The following is an 18,012-nucleotide window of genomic DNA, read 5'->3' as shown; positions in this document are numbered from 1 at the left end:
AATGAAATTTCGATTCTGATTTTTATGATATTGTCGGTTTCTGATAAAGTTTCTTAACTATGTTTGCTGAGCTGTTATGGAATATAATACTTAACTAATTATTATTGGGGTTATGTCATTCCAACATATATAATATAATAGAGGCTTTTAAATTGTATTTAAATACTATTTTTAGTCAATTCCTCATCCTATTCATTTCCGATTCTATTTTCTGATTTGTAACATTTGCATAAATCATTGTAGTTCTGATGCTCGTGTGTCCAAGTATTTTACTTACAGACTCCAACGATACGCCTTTGTTCAGTGCCAGCGTGGCAAAACTGTGAACCTAAAAAGCAAAGCATAACAAATGAGAGTAATTGACAATATATCAGAATATTGAGTCTCAAACTGTCTTTTGTTGACTTAGAGCTAAAATACAGTAAAGGGCAGATGTAAGAAACAGTTCAGTTACTTATCCATTACCTGTTTTTGATTAAGCAAAAGTCTGTAAAACAAAGCAGTTGAACCAATTTAGGGTTTGACGTTCGGGATTTGATTTTAGCTGACTTTATTAGGCTTCTCTGTTCCTTGTCTGTCTTAGGTTTCTCTACCCTCAAATAACTCTGTTAGAAGTAATTTTATCACTTAAAGTAACAGAGTATGAATACAGAATTAAAACTTCTCTTTTACCTCAAACGAAGCGAAGTAAAACAGAATGGAACTTGTCCAATTATGGGGCGTATTTCTATCGGCAGAACGATGGCACAGTTCAGCACGAAATTAACTGTATCGGTATCCCTTTGGGATACCAGAGCAAACCGAGTATCGGGAAAAAGCAAACAAGCCGTTGAAGTTAACAGAGCATTAGACAAAATCACACTGTCAATCAACAAACAGTATTCTCGGCTCGTAGGTTTGAAAGGTAATGGTATTTCGGCAACCGAAGTCAAGAACACCTTTCAAGGAATAGCATCTACACAAGAAACGCTTGTGCGTTATTTCAATCGCCACAATCAAGAATTTCGTAAACGTGTCGGAGTTAATCGGGAATTATCCACTGCCGAACAATACGAAATTTCGCTAAAGCACCTTACCAATTTTCTCAGCAAAAAATGTAAGATATCGGATATCCCTTTCTCCAAACTTGATTTTGATTTCATCGAAGCCTTTGATTTCTACTTGCGTGTAGAACTCCAACGTATGCCCAATACGATTCTCGGAATTATGAGACACACACGTAAAATGATAAAATTGGCTATCAATGAAGGTATCATCAGTCGTGATCCATTTGAAGGTTATACACCCGAAAGACCGACTCCGAAGCAAAAGTATCTGACAAGAGAAGAGTTAGACAAAATCATGACCACTCAACTAGACCATCCGTCCCGATATATAACCAGAGATATGTTTTTGTTTTCGGCCTTCACAGGTTTGGCATATCGAGACATCTGTAATCTCACTCACCAACATATTGTAAAAGCGAGTGATGGTATCTTATGGATTAGAACAAGTCGTCAAAAGACCGGTACACCTTGTGATATTCCGCTATTGAATTTACCCAAACAGATTATTGAAAAATATAGAGGACTTGCCAAAGGTGGAAAATTGTTACCAATGTTGAGTTGTGGCAGGCTCAACAAGAATCTGAAAGTAATTGCTAAATTATGTAATATTGAGCGTCATCTGGTCTACCATTGCGGAAGACATACCTATGCCACTACAGTGACTTTTTAAACTATCTATCTATAAAACAAACGATTGAAAAGAACACAAACCTCAATAGGTAATGACTTAGAAACGAGCGAAGTTCTCTGCTCTGCTTTGTATTTCCATTGTTTCAAATAACTCGAAAATAAAGATAATGATTTATATATAAATTACTCATTGTCTATTTGTAATTTGATTATAGAGTGTTATATCTATTTTGTATATCTTTGGGAGAGAACGGTAAAAAGGTCGTATTGAATAAAAGAAAAATATTATGCATGATACTTTCCTCGAACAATGTGCAACTTTAGATAAGGATGTAATTCTTGATTTTAACAACTATTGGAAGTCGGCAGAACTTACTAATGTCATTAGTGGATTAAATAAAGAATGTTTTGGTATTTTCTTATTAGATGCTCAAAACATAAGGTATCAGTTGTGCTATTTTAATGGAGCAAATGAGATAGAAGGAGTTATTTTAGAATCCGATTTTTTTGATTCTAAAAGAGATAGGCTAACATTCTATTTTTCGGATTTTTTATCCCATAGATATAAACATTTAGATACGATTTCCTCATTCAATACATTTCAACAATATCTTCGAAGTTTATTAGAAAATCTAGGACATCTTACAATTTCGTCTATTGAAATACAAGAATCTATTGATTTATTCGGTGACCCTAATCCTTCGATTGTAGGTGCTTGCATAATTCCGATGATTGATAGACCTCGATATTATAAGGATTATTTTGACAATTTACATTTGGAAGGGTTAGCTGAAAATGAAGTGTCTATATATCTAATGTTGAATAAACATAACAATTATATAAAAATAGGTAAAAGTAAAAAGCCTGTATTTAGAGAAAAAACATTGCAGGCTCAAGAACCTGATATTGAATTGATAGCTAGTTGGGTAGCTCCTCCTTATGTTGAAAAAGAATTTCACAATTTATTTAAAGGAAAAAGGATGAGAGGAGAATGGTTTAATCTTAATTTTTCCGATTTCAAAATCATAAAAAGAAGGATGAATGAATACAAAAATAAAAAATGAAACTTTTAGTCCACATCAAAATATAATTGATGGAATTATTAATAGAGTCATCCTCAAATCGTGGAATCCAAATTGTTTTCACAGCATCAATTACTTTGATGAGATCAAATGTTTCTATAATAATGGATATAAAAACTTTGAAGAAATACTAAAAGAACAATTAAATAAATACCATCCAGCAAGTTGGATACTAGAGGCATATATACAGTTACAACTTTGGTCTGTTTTGTTTTTTGAAGGGTCTAATGATAATTTTATAACTGGAAATGAAAAGTTAGCCCCTATTGGAAGATATGGCTGGAGGTATATTATTGATATATCAGTTCAGAATTTGTCTAAAACATCAATGAAAAATGGAGCTAGACCCACACAAAAAGAAAAAGATATAGTTTTCACAGCTCTAGCAGGAATGTGTAATAGTTCTGAAATATCAAATTTCTTTCACTTCATTGGGGATAGACTCAATTTGAATACCCTTATTTTCTCTCCTGAACTTTTCAGAGGTTTCCCTCCTTTATCAAAAGAGGATACACTATTCTTAGAGAGAATCAAGCAAACATTAGACATAGCCCCTAACTGGGAGAATTACGAGCAATTCTCTCCTTTGAATTATGTGTTATCACAAAAGGTAGATGACTTCCTTCTCAATCATTTCTCCATTACACTTGTTGAAATAGAATCTATAATGTATTGGATAGAGCAAATTTCGATTAAAGAAGCGATGCTTATTTTAGTACAACCACGCGAAGATTTTATTTGTCAAATAGGTCTGTATTCTGGTTTATCTAGATCTAAAATAGAGTCATTTCTAAATTTAACCTGTTTCTCAACAAATGTTTTGAGAGAGACAGGAGAACGTGATTTTTTGAGAAAAAGTCAACGACATAGAATGTATTATTACTTAGGTATAATAATAAGTTTAGATTCAAACTTTGAATCAATCTATGATGAAGAAACTCTTAACAGATCACTGATTCATAATTCAAAAGCACATATAATTATCAGCCCCATGTCTTTTGATGAATGGCTCAAAGTTTTTCAAACCTCTCTAGTATTGGGGCAACGTGAAGATTTAAAACAATCTTCTGAGATGAAAAATGAAATTGCAAGTATTGAATCTTATTATAGAATCAAAGTATTTGAGGTAGAAGTCTTGAAATTATTAGAAGATAAAAAATTTGTGGGACTTAATCTAGATAAATTAAATGGTAAGAAAATAGAATGTGGTGAAATTGATATATTAGCTTATTCAGAAGAAAGGAAAGAGTTGTTTGTGATTGAATGTAAAGCTCTAACAAATGTGGTTGACTACAGAGGATTAGGACAACTAATAAATGACCATTATGAGCAAAAAAAATACCACAAGAAATTTTTAAGAAAAATAAAATGGGTAAATGAAGAAATAGAGTCAATTAAATTGTTATTTAAAAGCAGGTTTAATGTCGATATTCCCTGTTCAATTAGAATTGTTCCGTATTTTGTAACGAGCTTTAATAGCACAATTGGCTTAATTGAAGATAAATACCAAATATTGACTTTTGAAGAATTTGACAAACTACTTTGATATGCAAGAAGATCAATTCGACTTATATCATTTTGTTATAACCAAAGAAGATATAGATAATTTTGAATTTGATAATATACTAGGTGCTCTAAATAAACTACATCGAGCTCCTCATGCATATTTTAATAAAATTATGATTTCAATATATGGTTATGAGAGTGATATTCGAGAGTTATACCAAATAGAAGAGGTAAGAGATTATTTACGTTTCTTAGATTATTCATTCCCTCATTGGTTTTATTATGCTAGAAAAGATATCCCACGAAATGCCAGTCTTTTCAGTCTAATGATAACTGCGATTTGTGAATGGGAAAAAATTGGAGACAATTCTATTCAAATCAATAATGATTCTTTAGCCAGCTTTTTGATTAACCATTATTCATATATGAACAAATTAATGCTAGAAATGGGTCACTCTGTAAAAGAAATTAAGGAGATCTCTACGCTAATAGAATCTATCATATTTGGCAATTAAGATGCTTTTATTATTCTTTTTTTTAATGGGTGGTTTATCAGTTGAAAAGAAAAAATTATATTCAATTGCATTATTTTACATAATTATACTTACTACTAAGCAAATAATTATATATTTGTAATTATGAACGATACTCAATCTGAAATAATACGATTGGCAAACGAACTGATAAGGTCAGTTGGTTATAATGCATTTAGTTATGCTGATATATCTAAACAGCTTAATATTAAGAATGCAGCTATACATTACTATTTCCCTGCTAAATCTGATTTGGGTATTGCCGTTATCAAAGAAAGCCATGTCCTTTTTTTAGAAAAGACCGAAGCATGGAGCAAGTTAAATTACAAGCAGCAATATAAGAAATACATTACGATGCATGACAGTTTTGTCAAAACACATTGGACTTGTATTGTAGGCTCATTAGCTCCCTCTTTTGACACGCTTCCCGAAAATATGCAAAAAGAATTACAAAAATTAGTCAATACAATATTAGATTGGCTTACAGAGTTATTAACCCAAGGGAAAGAAACCGAAGTTTTTGACTTTAAAGAAACTCCAAGAACAAGAGCAAATATGACTCATTCCACTTTATTATCTTCATTACAAATGAATAAAGTATTGAGAAATGATATTTATAAATCAATCCAAGAAGGATTATTAAACATATAATTTTTTTGTCCACAAAACTTACTTACTAATAAGTATTTAATTGGTCTTAATTTTTAAACACGATTATACAATGAGTGCAACAATTACATCTATTGGAATATACCATCCCGAAAAAGAAATATACAATTCGTATTTCGAAAGTTTTATTGATACGTCTGACACATGGATAAGAGAACGAACAGGTATCGAAAGACGTTTTTATACAGCCCCTAACGAATACACAAGCGATATGTGTGGAAAGCCACTTTGAATTTATCGAAAGAATATAATAAGGACTTACACGACATAGACTATATCATAGTTGCCACAAGCACTCCCGACCAACCAATGCCAAGTGTTGCCAGTCAAGTACAGTCTCGATTAAACATACCTCATGCAGGAGCAATAGATATATCTTCCGCTTGTGCCGGATTTGTTAATGGAATTATTCTTGCAAAAGGATTGATAGCATCAGGTACACACAAAAAGATTCTTGTCATAGGAGCTGATACCCTTTCCAAAATCACAGACTTTACAGACCGAACAACTTGTATTTTATTTGGAGATGGTGCAGGAGCAGTAATTGTAGAGGAATCCGATAACAATAGCTTGTTCAATACCATAACAGGCACAAATGGCGATTATGGTAAAGATTTGTATTTGGCACATCAAAATGCACCAATCAGCAATTCAGAAGTTATAGCAAACAATAAATTACATCAAAATGGTAGGGTTGTCTATAAATGGGCTGTTCAAACACTAACAAGTGGACTATATGAACTTGCAAGAAAAAATAATGTAACCCTTAAAGATATTGATTATTTCATTCCTCACAGTGCTAATTATCGCTTATTGGAAGCTGTTTTTAAAGAATTGGATATTCCGATGGAAAAATGTTTAGATAGTGTAAGGCTGTTCGGAAATACCTCGGCTGCCTCTATACCTCTTGCGTGGCATAGAGCTATCAAAGATGGGAAGTTAAAGTTGGGAGATAAAATTATGCTTGTTGGATTTGGTGGTGGCTTCACCTATGCAGGCATCTATATAAAGAATAATGTTGTGTAGAATTTCGAATAAATGTCCGAATTTTACACCTCATATCTAATGAATTACACTTATTTTTGGCATTGATATGGAGAAATTTCAAGCAATACAACCCTCTGAGCATTTACAACCGTATGTAAAACAATACTGGTTTCTTTCTGCCGAAGGATTAGCAAATGGTAGTCAAAGAACTATTCCCTCGGGATGTATTGCCCTTTCGGTTAAACGGAGTGGTGGAATCTTCTCTGTTTTTGAAAATAGATTTTTACACAATGCCTGCATATTCGGGCAATCTACGATTCCGAATAGCTTTTACTTCAATTCATTCGATATTATTATGGTTCTTTTTCAGCCATTGGGAGCAAAGGTCTTCTTTGATATGCCAATGAGTGATTTTAAAGATCAGAATATAGACATTCGAGATTTAAGTGATCTTAATATTCTTGAATTGGGAGATAGATTGATTAGTTGCTTTAACAATCAGGAATGTATTGATTGGATTGAGCTATTTTTATCAGAGCGATTAAGTAGGTTTGACAATGAGAAATATTGCAGACTACTGCCTGCACTCAATCTGATAGAATTGAATACTACAGATTTGAATAAATTAGCTGATGTAACCTGTCTGGGCTACAAGCAATTCAAAAGATTGTTTACCGAAAATATTGGTTTGAATCCCAAGGAATATATTCAGATTCACCGCTTTTCCAAAGCCTTAAATATTATACAGGCTACTCCTCATACAACATTGAACGATTTGGCATATTGTTGCGGATACTATGATAAATCACATTTGATAAAAGATTTCAAAGCTTTGTCGGGATATACTCCTGCCGAATTTACACAGCAAAGTGACCCATATTCTCCATCCATGTCATTATTCCAATCGTTTTTTATTAACGCAAAATAAATTCTTATGAAGATACTGATTTATGGTGCAGGCATTGTCGGATGTACATACGGATGGCAACTATCCGAAGCAGGGTGCGACATAACTGTTTTGGTACGACCTGGCAAAAAAGAGAGCATAAAACAAGAGGGTATTACAATCAATTATTCTGATTTTAGAAGTGGGACAAAGATTGTCAAAGAGATTGTCTTTCGCCCTAAAGTAATAGATTGTCTTTTGGTAGATAACGATTTTGAATATATCATCGTTACTACCAATAATCTACACTTAACAGAAATACTCCCCATACTAAAAGAATCAGCAGGACAAGCACATATCTTATTCTTCCTGAATATGTGGATTGATGATTTTCGTGAAATTGAAAAATATCTATCACCCAATCAATATTTATTCGGGTTTCCATTTATGGCAGGAGGAGGAAGAGAAAATAATGTGATACACAGTGCTATATCGGGTTTAAAGTACTCTCATACTCCTTTAGGAGAAACAGATGGATCAATAACTCCCCGTGTACAGAAAATAGCTGATGCTTTAGAAAAATCCAACTTGAAACCGATGTTATATAAACAAATCAAAGTCTGGCTTATCACTCATTATGCCGTTGCAGCAGGTTTGTCCGCAGGGATAATAATGGCAGGCGGTGGAAAAGCTTTTTCGAGTGATACAGAAATACTTCGCCATACATTTAAAGCTATTCGGGAAGGATTGAAAATCTGCTCCAAGATCGGATTCGATTCAAAGTCTGAGAAATCAAATAAACTATATTATCTCCCTTTATTTATCGGGACAGCTATTGCAAAGAAAGTGTATAGTAATGAAGCCCTTTGTCTGATGTTCGATGGGCATACCCAACATTCACCAGATGAAATGCAAAAGATGTTGAATGATATAATTGATTGTGGGAAAAATCACAATATACAAACTCCCTATTTGTCTGATTTCGAAGAAAAACTTAAATATAAGAGCTAAAGCCACCACTAATTATCCAATTATATAAGGAAGAGACTTTTAGTATTCATTTAAATATATAACTATGGATCAATTAGCAAAACCAGAATTATTCTATTTATTAGAAAAGAGTAGACTAACAGTAACAAACCATGAAATGCAACAAGCCTATGAAGCCTTTATAAAAAAAGTAGAAACCTTAAATCAATCCGAAACAGATTATCAAACAATCTTTCGGAAATTGAGTATTACTCGCATAGAGTTTAAGACATTACAAACACATATTTTATGCGAGCAGGGGGGAAAATGCACTTGAAAATCTATATTGTCAGAAAGCAATTTGGTATCTAGAATCCGAAATTGATTTGCTAAAATCGACACATAGCTCTATTCCTAGAGCTTCAAAATCTTTAAAATCCAAAATCTATTTTATCCCTAAGTCTAAAGAAGGCTTGGGGATTGATAGTATGGGAGAGTTTGCTATCTCCTTTGAGTACTCTGGTCAATTCGTTAATGAGAAAGGACAGCCTGTTCCGTTTATTCACATTGCCCAAACCTTAGAAATAGCTTTCAATTTTCAGTTTGGAAACGCCTACAAATCCAAAGCGAGAGTATTCAGCCGAAAGCCTTATAACCTAACTAGAGCGTTAGATTATCTGAAAAACCTTATCATTAGAGCGGACGGAAAACAAGATGAAAAAAGATGAGTTTTCAGAATGCTGATATTTAATACATTACAAATAACTTATAGGGGAGTCAATAGGGATTCCCCTATTTTTGTGTCATCTATTGTCCGAGCTTTGCTTTACCAATCGATTGGAATTAATCAGAATATTAATTTCAAAAACAGAGAATTATGTATTTAGACAATAATGATTTTGTGTCTTGGATGGAGAAATTATCCACCAAGCTAAACGAGATAGGCAAAGACCTTAAATCTTTTACCCAAACCAAAGATGTACTGGAAGAAAACGAGAAGATTATGGATAATCAGGATTTAGCATTCCTGTTGAAAGTCTCGTATAGGACACTCCGAAGGTATCGAACAAGTGGCAAACTTCCCTATTTTTCAATAGGTCATAAAACCTATTATCGGATAAATGATGTTCAGAAATTCGTTCGTGAACATATGGATTTGGGTACTTTCAAAAGCTTCGAAAAGAAGCATCCAAAGGATAAGACCCAAAATGATGCATCTGTGTAATTTGATGCAAATCAATGAAGGCTATGTTTGGTCAACCGCCTTGCATTACCACTCCGCATTCAGCTTAAAACAACATCACTTACCGCTCTTTTTGTTTTTGCTGAATTAAGCAAGAGGGAACTGGACTATCGTCCTGTTCTCCTCTTGCCCTTCGGGGCAAAGCCTTCGGCTTTAGTACTTTAAGAACAAGCACTGTAATTACACTTCTAATAAGTGTATTTTGTTAAACTCTTATAACCAATAGTTTAACAATGTGATTTTCCATTAAAAAGTAATTACTATGCAAAATCAAGATAGAAAAACAATATATACCACCGTTTCCATAGACAAGGAAACAGGACAGTTAATAAATAAAATCGGCAAACGCTATTCGCTGAAAAAGAGCGAAGTTGTAAAATTAGCTTTTCGGTATATCGATAAAGCTCATATCAATCCTGCCGATGCTCCCGAATCTGTTAAGTCGGAGCTATCCAAGATTAACAAACGGCAGGATGATATTATCCGCTTTATCCGCCACTACGAAGAAGAACAACTCAATCCGATGATACGCACAAGCAATTCCATAGCCGTAAAATTTGATACAGTTGTTAAAACTATATCCGAAAAACTGGATTCAGAAATAGCCAACTCAAAAAACACGCTTGTTAATGTATTGAGAAAATTAGATGAACAGTTTAGCAAAGTTGCAGAGGTAATAATAAGCCATTCCAAAGTTATCAACTCCTTATCTCAAGCAAGACAAAGAGATAATAAGAAGTTGTTAAAACTGATTTCACTTTACTCGGAACTATCAGCCTGCGGAGTAATGGATGGTAAGCGGAAGGAAAATTTAAGAAGTGAGATTATCGACCTGATAAACGAAAAGTAAGCCATGAATATAGATTTCCCACCACCGTCCAAAGGAACATACAACAATGCAGGTAGTAGCAGAAGGCTATGCAGTTACCTCGAGCATGAGGATATGCAACGTATGGAGCAAGGTATTTATACAGAAGGCTTTTTCAACCTGACCGAAGATAACCTTTACAAATCACAGGTAGTAAAAGATATAGATAGCAATAAAGCTCAGTTACTCAAAACGGATGCTAAGTTTTATGCTATTCATGTTAGTCCATCGGCTAAAGAACTCCAAGCAATGGGAAGTACAGAAGAAGAGCAAGCAGAAGCCATGAGAAGATATATTCGGGAGGTCTTTATTCCTGAATATGCTAAGAATTTCAACAAAGGGTTATCAGCAGAAGATATCAAGTTCTATGGGAAGATACACTTTGATAGAGATCGGTCAGAGAACCAAAATAATATGCATTGTCATTTGATTGTCAGTCGGAAAGACCAATCTAACAAGATAAAACTTTCTCCGCTCACTAATCACAAGGATACCAAGAAAGGAACAGTTAAGAGAGGTTTTGATAGAACGAATCTCTTTCAACAAGCAGAACAAGGGCTTGATAAGCTATTTAGCTATAACAGACCTTTGACAGAAACCTTTGAATATTACAACACGATGAAGAACGGCAGTATAGATGAGCAGATAGCCTTACAGGAAAAAATGCTTACCCGTGAAAAAGAGAATATGGAGATTAGCTTGAATGCAGATGTGCAGGTAGGCAAGGATGAAAACTTAAAGCGGAAGAAAGAGAAAAAGCAGAATCCAAAACGAGGGCTTTGAAGAGGAATATCAAATTTGATCAGAATTTAAATGTAACGAGAAGAATAGTCTTAGATTCTATAAAAAGGATGAAAAATATGGTTACTTTTAGATTCTATAAAAGAGTAATAGCTATGAAATTATATATCCTTGGTAACACCAATGACGATAAAGGGACACAATTAGAAATTCTTACAAAGGAAATGCTTGAAAAACAAGGGTACAGCAATATTGCTGGAAATGTAATTGTTTCAGGAGGAAGTGAATTTGATGCTGTTGCCTCATATAAGATGCCACTTGCTACAAATTATATTGAATATCAAGTTATATGTGAATGTAAAGCACATAGTAACCCTATAAATATTACTGATTGGATGAAATTTATAGGAAAGGTTTATGTTGAAAAATTAAAAAATGATCACACTACAGGGTTAATGATAGCATTATCTGGGGCAAATGGCAATGTTATAGGTTCTTATAATGAAATAAAAGATAGAGGATTAGTTAATCTGATGGTCGGTGACGATATAATAGAATTTCTAACAAAGGAATACAACCTAACTTCTGCACAATCTATAGAATCATATGTAAAAAGATTTACGGACAAGAGTATCTCTATCATAAGCTTGGCGTATTATGATCAAGCTATATACTGGATTGTAGGTTTCATTGAAGGAGGGTTTACCGTATTGAAGAAAAATGCGACCCAGCTAAATAGCAAAGAATTAGAGATCATTGTAGAATTATTGGATAAAAACACAGAATATACAGGTTATATTGATATTGAACAGGAGAATGAGGCACGTAACAGACGTATCAATATTGAGAAAGTGGCATTAAGTATTCTTATGGATGCGTCAAAACCACTAAGTATAGATAAAGTTTTTGCACAATATGAAGATATAACTACACAAAAGTCAAATGAGAAAGCAACCAAAGATGAAATAGGAAATGCACTTAGAAATAATAGTTTTGCGATTGAATCAGAAGAGAAATATTATTTGAAGGAGTTTGATATAGATAGCTTAATTGAGTTCTTCAAATATATATATTCAGAGATATTACCTGTAAGATTGCTCGGGAGAAAGTGGTTTTCAGAAAAAATTAATGAAGAATTATTTACTAAAGTTTTGGATATTCAGTGTAAGATAAAAGTGTCTGAAAAACAAAGAAGAGAATGTCTTTTTTTAATAAAACATTCACCCTCTGCTCTTGCCTATGCTATACATCCTGATGAAGATTTGACTCGTTATCGGTCACCAAATGGAACGACTATCGCTGAGAATGTAGATAAGGGGCATACTCAAATGTTTGTCCAAAAATTAACAGATTTATTTATTAAAGACTTTCATAATCAAGCACTCCATGAGTTGTATTTCAGTGATTATGGGATCTTTGATGTGAGAATAGAACAAACGTTAACTATTTTAAACGAAGGTGAGAATGTACTTTCTATAGTAAACAATAGAAATATGTCTTTGGGACGATTAGATAAAGAATTTGGAAACCAAATTATCCTTATTTCAAAACTTCCTGAAGATTAGAAAAGAAGCAACCCTTGTATCTAAAGCCCCCCAAGCAGGGATATTAGTACGACTGCTTCAAAAGTTATTTACCGTCCAAGTTCGGTTATTTCCGCTTATAGCTACCCTGCCGTTTTGAGGGGCGGTAGCCCGCAGAATAACCGCTTGTCCGATAATAACTTCTGCCGAGAAAGCCACTTAGTATTATAATATATATGAAGTCGTTGCCAAAAATACTATATTTGTTATAAATTGATTAGCAATTGTCAAAATCAATAATCATTCATAACATGAACATATTAACTGAAATAGTAGATTTGCTTTCTGATGGACAAAACTCCTTATCCTCAGCTCTCTTAAAATTGAAAGTATTATCATCTAGACTGAATAATAGTGAATTGTCAAAATGGATTGACAAAGAAATTAATGGTTATGCTGATGGAGACAAACTTCCAGAATACCGTAAACACTCTTGCGTTATAAAATGTAACTATATGAATGGTAATTGGAAGATGACCAATCAAAATGTTCCTCTATCTGTATTTCCTAAAAGTATTAGAGATATTGTGAAGGAAATTAAGTTTTTTCAAGATATTGCATCATTAGAAAGTGTCTCTAACGAAAAGTCTATGCGTTACTCAGTTCCACCATCTATAGGACAATATATTGATAATTACTATATAGGTCAAGGAAACCATTATTTTTCAACATACTCTGTATGGGCAGAAACGAGTATTACTTCCGTTAAAGAATTATTGGCAGGGGTACGTTTTTATGCTTTAAATTTAGTATTAAAATTGGAAGAAACTTTAGGTTATGAAATTGAAATGAATGAGTTGATAAATAAAAAAGACATTGCTAATAAAACTATAAATAATATTATGAATCAAACGATTATAACAAATACAGGAGATGGTAATCTTATAAATACAGGAAATAAGAATAAGATAGAAAATACCGTAACAATTACCAAGTCTAACATTGAACATCTCAAAGAAACCCTTCGGAATAATGGAATTCAAGATGAAGATATCGAAGAGCTAGAATGTATTTTAGTTGAAGAGCCGACTGTGTACTCTAATAATCAATTTGGCACGAAAGTTAATGATTGGATAAAAAAAATGGTTGGGAAAGCTGTAGATGGAACTTGGCAAATAGGAATTGGTGCAGCAGGTACTTTACTTGCTGATTCACTAATGAAATATTATGGACTATAACTATGAATAAAGAATGAATATATTAACAAATATCATTAATCTATTATCTGATGATAGTAAGCCTTTAACATCTTCTTTTTTACAAATTAAAGTTCTGGCATCAAGGCTACAAAGTACTCAATTGTTAGAATGGGTCAATAAAGAGTTATCAGGCTATAATAAAGGAGATTCTATACCTGAATATAGAATTTGTACAAGTTTGCTGATGGGTAACAATTTGAATGGAAATACAGAATGCAAGAATCATCCTTTCGCCTTACTCGGTCTAGATGCAAAGATTAAAGACATATTAGAGCATGTTGACTTTTTCAATGGTATTGGAGCTTTAGAATCATTTGTTTTGAAAAATGAGAATTTACAAATAGCTGTTCCCACAGAGGTTCTTGAACTAATAAATGATCTATACAGACAAAAAGGGAATCCTTACTTTTCTGCCTATTCTGTATACAAAAGCGTTACAATAGATCAGATAAAACAAATAACTACTAATATCCGAAACACTGCTCTAGATTTAATACTAAGTTTAGAAAATGAATTTGGATATGAAATAGAGTTGAATGAATTGATAAAAAAGCGAGATGAAGCGAACAGTATAATTCAAAATATAATTAATAATAGCGGGAACAACAACATTATTAATATTGGAAATAATAACAACCAAAAAGGAAATTTGTAGTGTAGATAAAAGAGCTATTTGATTATAATTGCTTCTTTCGTCTTTCATAATCTTTTCCTTCGCCCCTTTCGATATAGACAACCCTTCCAGCTTCTTTGTCAAAAGAATACTGATTGTGGGTAAATTCGGGTATATCATCTTTCGGCATTTCATATTTATTCTCAATCCGACCAGAGAGGATTTTCATATCCTCATTGACCTTTTGGTTCGTGATTTTAGCATAGATTTGTGTCGTTTGGATGGAACGATGCCCCATCATTTTAGAAAGTGTTTCAATCGGAACTCCTTGTGAGATACAGACTTGGGTTGCATACGTATGTCTTCCCATGTGGTAGCTCAGATTAGATTCTATACCACAGAGAGTTGCAATCTTTTTCAAGTTTCGGTCAATATTTGATAGAGCTATCATGTTGAATATTTTATCGCTTTTTCGTTCCGATTTGTATTTCTCAATAATTTGAACAGCAACACTCAATAGCCTGATATTACATTCGGTCTTGGTTTTCTGCCGTTCTATCTTAATCCACAAAGAACTATCAGTTTCTGTTAGTAAATGCTTCTCTGACAGATTCTTCATATCTGCATACGATAATCCGCTGAAACAGGAGAAGAGAAACATATCACGAGTACGACTCAACGATTTATTTTCAATAGTAGTATTCAGCATCTTTTGAAATTCCTCTGCTGTCAAATGTCGTCTTTTCTTTATTGGTATTTCTGGTACATAATTGATAAAAGGATCACGTTTAAGTGTATCTTGGCTAATTGCTCTCTTTATCATTTTTCGGAGAGGAATAATATGATTTAGCACAGTATATGTTGTCATTCGTTTATCCACACGTAAGTAAAAATCAAAGTCATCTATAAAACGTTGGTTCAATTGGCACAAGGGTATATCATCCATTTGATAGTGTCGTTGAATGAAGGTTGCCAAATGTCTATAGGTTAGCAGGTATAAATAATAAGTATCATATACACGGTTTACACCTACCCGAAGTTTAAATTCTTCGTTATGCTCTCTAAACAATTGTAATAGATTGGTTGCTTTTGCCCCAATGCCATTCAAAGCATTTTTCACACTCTCGGCAGTAACATATGCATCTTCCAATACCATGCGATTGTAATGTTCCCTAATCTGTGCATCCAATTTATCGAGCTTCCGATTAATACTTGTAGTTTCTTTGCTTTTTCCTGTTGCTCTGCCCGATTTGGCATCCCAAAGAGAGGGATTCACCTCTATCTTGGCACTAAATTGGGTGATTTCTGAGTCTATGGTGATACGCCCCATTATTGGACATTGACCGTTTTTCTTTACTTTGGATTTATTGATATAGAAAAGTACAGCGAATGTACTTCGTTTCGATATTTGTTTCATGATGCTATTATTTTAGGATGGATTTATACTACTACTTGAAATTTATCTTTGATACGTTCTTCCAATGCTTCCATATCTTCGGCAATCTTATGATTGGTTATTTTAGCATATATCCGAGTAGAACGTAAATCCCGATGACCAAGCATTCGGCTGACACTCTCAATCGGAACTCCTTGTGAGAGACAAATTTCCGTGGCAAATGTGTGTCTAGCTACGTGAGCTGTAAGCCTTTTGTTTATGCCGCACAAATTCGCTATTTCCTTCAAATATGTATTGTATTTCTGGTTTGTAGGTACCGGTAGTAGCTGTCCCTTCAATTGGCATCCCCTATCATCTTTATATTTTTCCAATAACATCTTCGGGATATTCAATAGAGGGATGTTACACATATTATTCGTCTTTTCACGAGGCTTCCGAATCCATATTTCTTCGTCGCTATTCTTTATAATATGCTCTTCTTTCAGATTCTTCACATCTACGAATGCTAATCCCGTAAACGAGCAAAACACAAAGACATCCCTGATTTGAGATAGTCGCTTTATGGAGATCTCTTTATTAATGAGAGTTTGCAGTTCATTCATGGTTAAGAATTCTACATGTACTTCATCCTGACGAAATTTAATAGAGGCAAACGGGTCTTTATGCAGCCAATCATTAAGTAATGCTATCCGGATGATCTTCTTGAAAATTTTCAAATGTTTGATAGCAGAATTGTTGGCACACCCTTTTTCTGTTTTGAGGTACAGTTCATATTTGCGAATAAAATCTTCATTGATATTCTTTAGTGGAATATCTTTTCTGTCCAACTCCTTATCCATAAACTCTTTCAGATATTTTAGGGAAGTATCAAACTTATAAATGGTTGATTGCGAATATTCGATATTTAATAATTGTCTGCATCTCTCATTATGTTCGGAGTGCACCTCAACTAAGGTCTTACCATCTTCTTCTTCGTCTTTGTGGTTTCCTAAATAAATATCTTTTATAATCTGTGCAGTGATAGGCTTACCAGCCAGCCCAAGGTCACAAAAGATTTGATGAATCCGGGATTTTACGGATTGAATATTATAATTCAATTCTTGTGCCTCCCTACTATTGCCTCTTGTTTTTCCTTGTGCCTGGCTCCACTGGGAAGGATTTACACTACCGGCAATTGGAATATCGACTACATTACTGTTTACAGTAGTGCGCATAAACAGAGGGACCTGCCCATTTTTCATCACCCTGTTTTTTCTGATTAAACAGACTACATTGAACGTGTTTCTTTTTTTAGTCATAATTGTTTCCATAAAATTGATTTTTGTCGTTGTAAAATTACTTTTTTAACAAAAAACTAACTCTATGCAAAATATTGTATAACAATGAATTGAAGTCATTCTCGTAGCCAATTCGTAGCCAGAACTGAAAAATAATTCTTGGCTACGAATTGGCTATGGAATAATGCTCAAAAATGCATTATTTTGCTGTTTTCGTAAAATTCAGGGAATAAAAAAAATCCTTGAAAACCAATTGATTTTCAAGGATTTGCTTTGTTTTGCCTTTCGGCTAAGTGCGGATGAAGGGACTCGAACCCCCACGCCTCTCGGCACCAGATCCTAAGTCTGGCGCGGCTACCAATTACGCCACATCCGCGGCTAATTTGCGTTAGCGGGTACAAAGATATAATAAAATGTGTTTTATCCAACACTTAATCATAAAAAAATAAGGGCATTTAAACTAATATTTTAATTTAGATGCTCTTATCTAGTAAATAAATTCCTATAAATTAGCCTTTAAAGCCAATTTTAGCATGTGTACCGTCACAATACGGTTTGTTTTGCGATCCGCCACAACGGCAAAGGTGTGGTTTGTCTTTGATAACTGAGGTTCCGTCTGCTAAAATTAGTTCTACAGTTCCTTCCACCAATAGCGGTGCATTAGGAATCACTTTGATTTTCAATAGTGTTTCATTCTTTTCCATAATAGATGATAGTTTTAAAAACGTTGATATTAATATAACATTTTAGATGCTAAAAAGGTCACTCTCTTGCTTTCTTTTAC

20 protein-coding genes, 1 tRNA gene and 1 pseudogene are annotated in these 18,012 nt (G+C 33.7%); 17 read left to right on the top strand and 5 right to left on the bottom strand.

What is annotated here, in order from left to right; all coding sequences use genetic code 11:
- Positions 1 to 175: 175 nt before the first annotated feature.
- A pseudogene (locus tag E4T88_RS14115) lies at positions 176 to 313 on the bottom strand (tyrosine-type recombinase/integrase); the annotation flags it as partial.
- A gap of 329 nt (positions 314 to 642) precedes the next feature.
- On the opposite strand from E4T88_RS14115, the gene E4T88_RS14110 reads away from it, so the two are divergent.
- The 17 genes from E4T88_RS14110 (at position 643) to E4T88_RS14035 (ending at position 14,597) form a co-directional block, all read left to right on the top strand.
- A complete protein-coding gene (locus tag E4T88_RS14110) occupies positions 643 to 1,716 on the top strand; it encodes a site-specific integrase (protein ID WP_135106518.1) in 1,074 nt (357 codons plus the stop codon).
- A gap of 247 nt (positions 1,717 to 1,963) precedes the next feature.
- Complete coding sequence (locus E4T88_RS14105; protein ID WP_135106516.1) at positions 1,964 to 2,740, top strand: GIY-YIG nuclease family protein; 777 nt, start codon at positions 1,964 to 1,966, stop codon at positions 2,738 to 2,740.
- Positions 2,718 to 4,304 (top strand): hypothetical protein, encoded by a 1,587-nt coding sequence (locus tag E4T88_RS14100; RefSeq protein WP_135106514.1) that lies wholly within the window; start codon positions 2,718 to 2,720, stop codon positions 4,302 to 4,304. The genes E4T88_RS14105 and E4T88_RS14100 overlap by 23 nt, the downstream gene beginning before the upstream one ends.
- Position 4,305: 1 nt before the next feature.
- Positions 4,306 to 4,779: a hypothetical protein gene (locus tag E4T88_RS14095; RefSeq protein WP_135106512.1), complete on the top strand. Its 474-nt coding sequence runs from the start codon at positions 4,306 to 4,308 to the stop codon at positions 4,777 to 4,779.
- Positions 4,780 to 4,902: 123 nt separating this feature from the next.
- Positions 4,903 to 5,448: a TetR/AcrR family transcriptional regulator gene (locus tag E4T88_RS14090; protein WP_135106510.1), complete on the top strand. Its 546-nt coding sequence runs from the start codon at positions 4,903 to 4,905 to the stop codon at positions 5,446 to 5,448.
- 70 nt (positions 5,449 to 5,518) lie between these two features.
- Positions 5,519 to 5,698, top strand: coding sequence for a hypothetical protein (locus E4T88_RS18305; protein ID WP_228093936.1), 180 nt, complete (start codon positions 5,519 to 5,521; stop codon positions 5,696 to 5,698).
- Entirely contained in the window at positions 5,680 to 6,492 is an 813-nt protein-coding gene (locus tag E4T88_RS14085) for a beta-ketoacyl-ACP synthase 3 (RefSeq protein ID WP_260393701.1), read from the top strand. Before E4T88_RS18305 ends, E4T88_RS14085 begins: the two co-directional genes overlap by 19 nt.
- Before the next feature lie 67 nt (positions 6,493 to 6,559).
- Complete coding sequence (locus tag E4T88_RS14080; protein WP_135106508.1) at positions 6,560 to 7,381, top strand: helix-turn-helix domain-containing protein; 822 nt, start codon at positions 6,560 to 6,562, stop codon at positions 7,379 to 7,381.
- A 6-nt stretch (positions 7,382 to 7,387) separates the two neighbouring features.
- Positions 7,388 to 8,350: a ketopantoate reductase family protein gene (locus E4T88_RS14075; RefSeq protein ID WP_135106506.1), complete on the top strand. Its 963-nt coding sequence runs from the start codon at positions 7,388 to 7,390 to the stop codon at positions 8,348 to 8,350.
- Between the two features lie 64 nt (positions 8,351 to 8,414).
- On the top strand, positions 8,415 to 8,645 hold the full coding sequence (locus E4T88_RS14070) for a hypothetical protein (RefSeq protein WP_228093933.1): 231 nt from the start codon (positions 8,415 to 8,417) through the stop codon (positions 8,643 to 8,645).
- A 49-nt stretch (positions 8,646 to 8,694) separates the two neighbouring features.
- A complete protein-coding gene (locus tag E4T88_RS14065; RefSeq protein ID WP_135106502.1) occupies positions 8,695 to 9,036 on the top strand; it encodes a hypothetical protein in 342 nt (113 codons plus the stop codon).
- 149 nt (positions 9,037 to 9,185) lie between these two features.
- Positions 9,186 to 9,533: a helix-turn-helix domain-containing protein gene (locus tag E4T88_RS14060; RefSeq protein ID WP_135106500.1), complete on the top strand. Its 348-nt coding sequence runs from the start codon at positions 9,186 to 9,188 to the stop codon at positions 9,531 to 9,533.
- A 280-nt stretch (positions 9,534 to 9,813) separates the two neighbouring features.
- Complete coding sequence (locus tag E4T88_RS14055; RefSeq protein ID WP_135106498.1) at positions 9,814 to 10,401, top strand: BfmA/BtgA family mobilization protein; 588 nt, start codon at positions 9,814 to 9,816, stop codon at positions 10,399 to 10,401.
- 3 nt (positions 10,402 to 10,404) lie between these two features.
- On the top strand, positions 10,405 to 11,202 hold the full coding sequence (locus E4T88_RS14050; RefSeq protein WP_135106496.1) for a DUF5712 family protein: 798 nt from the start codon (positions 10,405 to 10,407) through the stop codon (positions 11,200 to 11,202).
- Between the two features lie 113 nt (positions 11,203 to 11,315).
- Positions 11,316 to 12,725 (top strand): hypothetical protein, encoded by a 1,410-nt coding sequence (locus E4T88_RS14045; protein ID WP_135106494.1) that lies wholly within the window; start codon positions 11,316 to 11,318, stop codon positions 12,723 to 12,725.
- 269 nt (positions 12,726 to 12,994) lie between these two features.
- Positions 12,995 to 13,921, top strand: coding sequence for an AbiTii domain-containing protein (locus tag E4T88_RS14040; protein ID WP_135106492.1), 927 nt, complete (start codon positions 12,995 to 12,997; stop codon positions 13,919 to 13,921).
- A gap of 13 nt (positions 13,922 to 13,934) precedes the next feature.
- Entirely contained in the window at positions 13,935 to 14,597 is a 663-nt protein-coding gene (locus E4T88_RS14035; protein ID WP_135106490.1) for an AbiTii domain-containing protein, read from the top strand.
- A 22-nt stretch (positions 14,598 to 14,619) separates the two neighbouring features.
- On the opposite strand, the gene E4T88_RS14030 is transcribed toward E4T88_RS14035, so the two are convergent.
- From E4T88_RS14030 to E4T88_RS14015, 4 genes are all read right to left on the bottom strand, one after another.
- Positions 14,620 to 15,972, bottom strand: coding sequence for a site-specific integrase (locus tag E4T88_RS14030; protein ID WP_135106488.1), 1,353 nt, complete (start codon positions 15,970 to 15,972; stop codon positions 14,620 to 14,622).
- Positions 15,973 to 15,995: 23 nt separating this feature from the next.
- Complete coding sequence (locus E4T88_RS14025; protein WP_228093932.1) at positions 15,996 to 17,261, bottom strand: site-specific integrase; 1,266 nt, start codon at positions 17,259 to 17,261, stop codon at positions 15,996 to 15,998.
- A 261-nt stretch (positions 17,262 to 17,522) separates the two neighbouring features.
- Positions 17,523 to 17,604, bottom strand: a tRNA-Leu gene (locus E4T88_RS14020).
- 133 nt (positions 17,605 to 17,737) lie between these two features.
- Positions 17,738 to 17,932: a CDGSH iron-sulfur domain-containing protein gene (locus E4T88_RS14015; RefSeq protein ID WP_135106486.1), complete on the bottom strand. Its 195-nt coding sequence runs from the start codon at positions 17,930 to 17,932 to the stop codon at positions 17,738 to 17,740.
- Between the last annotated feature and the right edge of the window lie 80 nt (positions 17,933 to 18,012).

This window comes from Dysgonomonas mossii, from assembly GCF_004569505.1.
In the GTDB taxonomy this organism is placed as follows: Bacteria; Bacteroidota; Bacteroidia; order Bacteroidales; family Dysgonomonadaceae; genus Dysgonomonas.
Note: the sequence above shows the minus strand (reverse complement) of the source record. Positions and strands in the feature narration are given on the sequence as shown.

Coding starts and splice junctions, on each gene's coding strand:
- E4T88_RS14110 (WP_135106518.1), top strand. CDS start 643: ATGAATACAGAATTAAAACTTCTCTTTTACCTCAAACGAAGCGAAGTA.
- E4T88_RS14105 (WP_135106516.1), top strand. CDS start 1,964: ATGCATGATACTTTCCTCGAACAATGTGCAACTTTAGATAAGGATGTA.
- E4T88_RS14100 (WP_135106514.1), top strand. CDS start 2,718: ATGAATACAAAAATAAAAAATGAAACTTTTAGTCCACATCAAAATATA.
- E4T88_RS14095 (WP_135106512.1), top strand. CDS start 4,306: ATGCAAGAAGATCAATTCGACTTATATCATTTTGTTATAACCAAAGAA.
- E4T88_RS14090 (WP_135106510.1), top strand. CDS start 4,903: ATGAACGATACTCAATCTGAAATAATACGATTGGCAAACGAACTGATA.
- E4T88_RS18305 (WP_228093936.1), top strand. CDS start 5,519: ATGAGTGCAACAATTACATCTATTGGAATATACCATCCCGAAAAAGAA.
- E4T88_RS14080 (WP_135106508.1), top strand. CDS start 6,560: ATGGAGAAATTTCAAGCAATACAACCCTCTGAGCATTTACAACCGTAT.
- E4T88_RS14075 (WP_135106506.1), top strand. CDS start 7,388: ATGAAGATACTGATTTATGGTGCAGGCATTGTCGGATGTACATACGGA.
- E4T88_RS14070 (WP_228093933.1), top strand. CDS start 8,415: ATGGATCAATTAGCAAAACCAGAATTATTCTATTTATTAGAAAAGAGT.
- E4T88_RS14060 (WP_135106500.1), top strand. CDS start 9,186: ATGTATTTAGACAATAATGATTTTGTGTCTTGGATGGAGAAATTATCC.
- E4T88_RS14055 (WP_135106498.1), top strand. CDS start 9,814: ATGCAAAATCAAGATAGAAAAACAATATATACCACCGTTTCCATAGAC.
- E4T88_RS14050 (WP_135106496.1), top strand. CDS start 10,405: ATGAATATAGATTTCCCACCACCGTCCAAAGGAACATACAACAATGCA.
- E4T88_RS14045 (WP_135106494.1), top strand. CDS start 11,316: ATGAAATTATATATCCTTGGTAACACCAATGACGATAAAGGGACACAA.
- E4T88_RS14040 (WP_135106492.1), top strand. CDS start 12,995: ATGAACATATTAACTGAAATAGTAGATTTGCTTTCTGATGGACAAAAC.
- E4T88_RS14035 (WP_135106490.1), top strand. CDS start 13,935: ATGAATATATTAACAAATATCATTAATCTATTATCTGATGATAGTAAG.
- E4T88_RS14030 (WP_135106488.1), bottom strand. CDS start 15,972: ATGAAACAAATATCGAAACGAAGTACATTCGCTGTACTTTTCTATATC.
- E4T88_RS14025 (WP_228093932.1), bottom strand. CDS start 17,261: ATGGAAACAATTATGACTAAAAAAAGAAACACGTTCAATGTAGTCTGT.
- E4T88_RS14015 (WP_135106486.1), bottom strand. CDS start 17,932: ATGGAAAAGAATGAAACACTATTGAAAATCAAAGTGATTCCTAATGCA.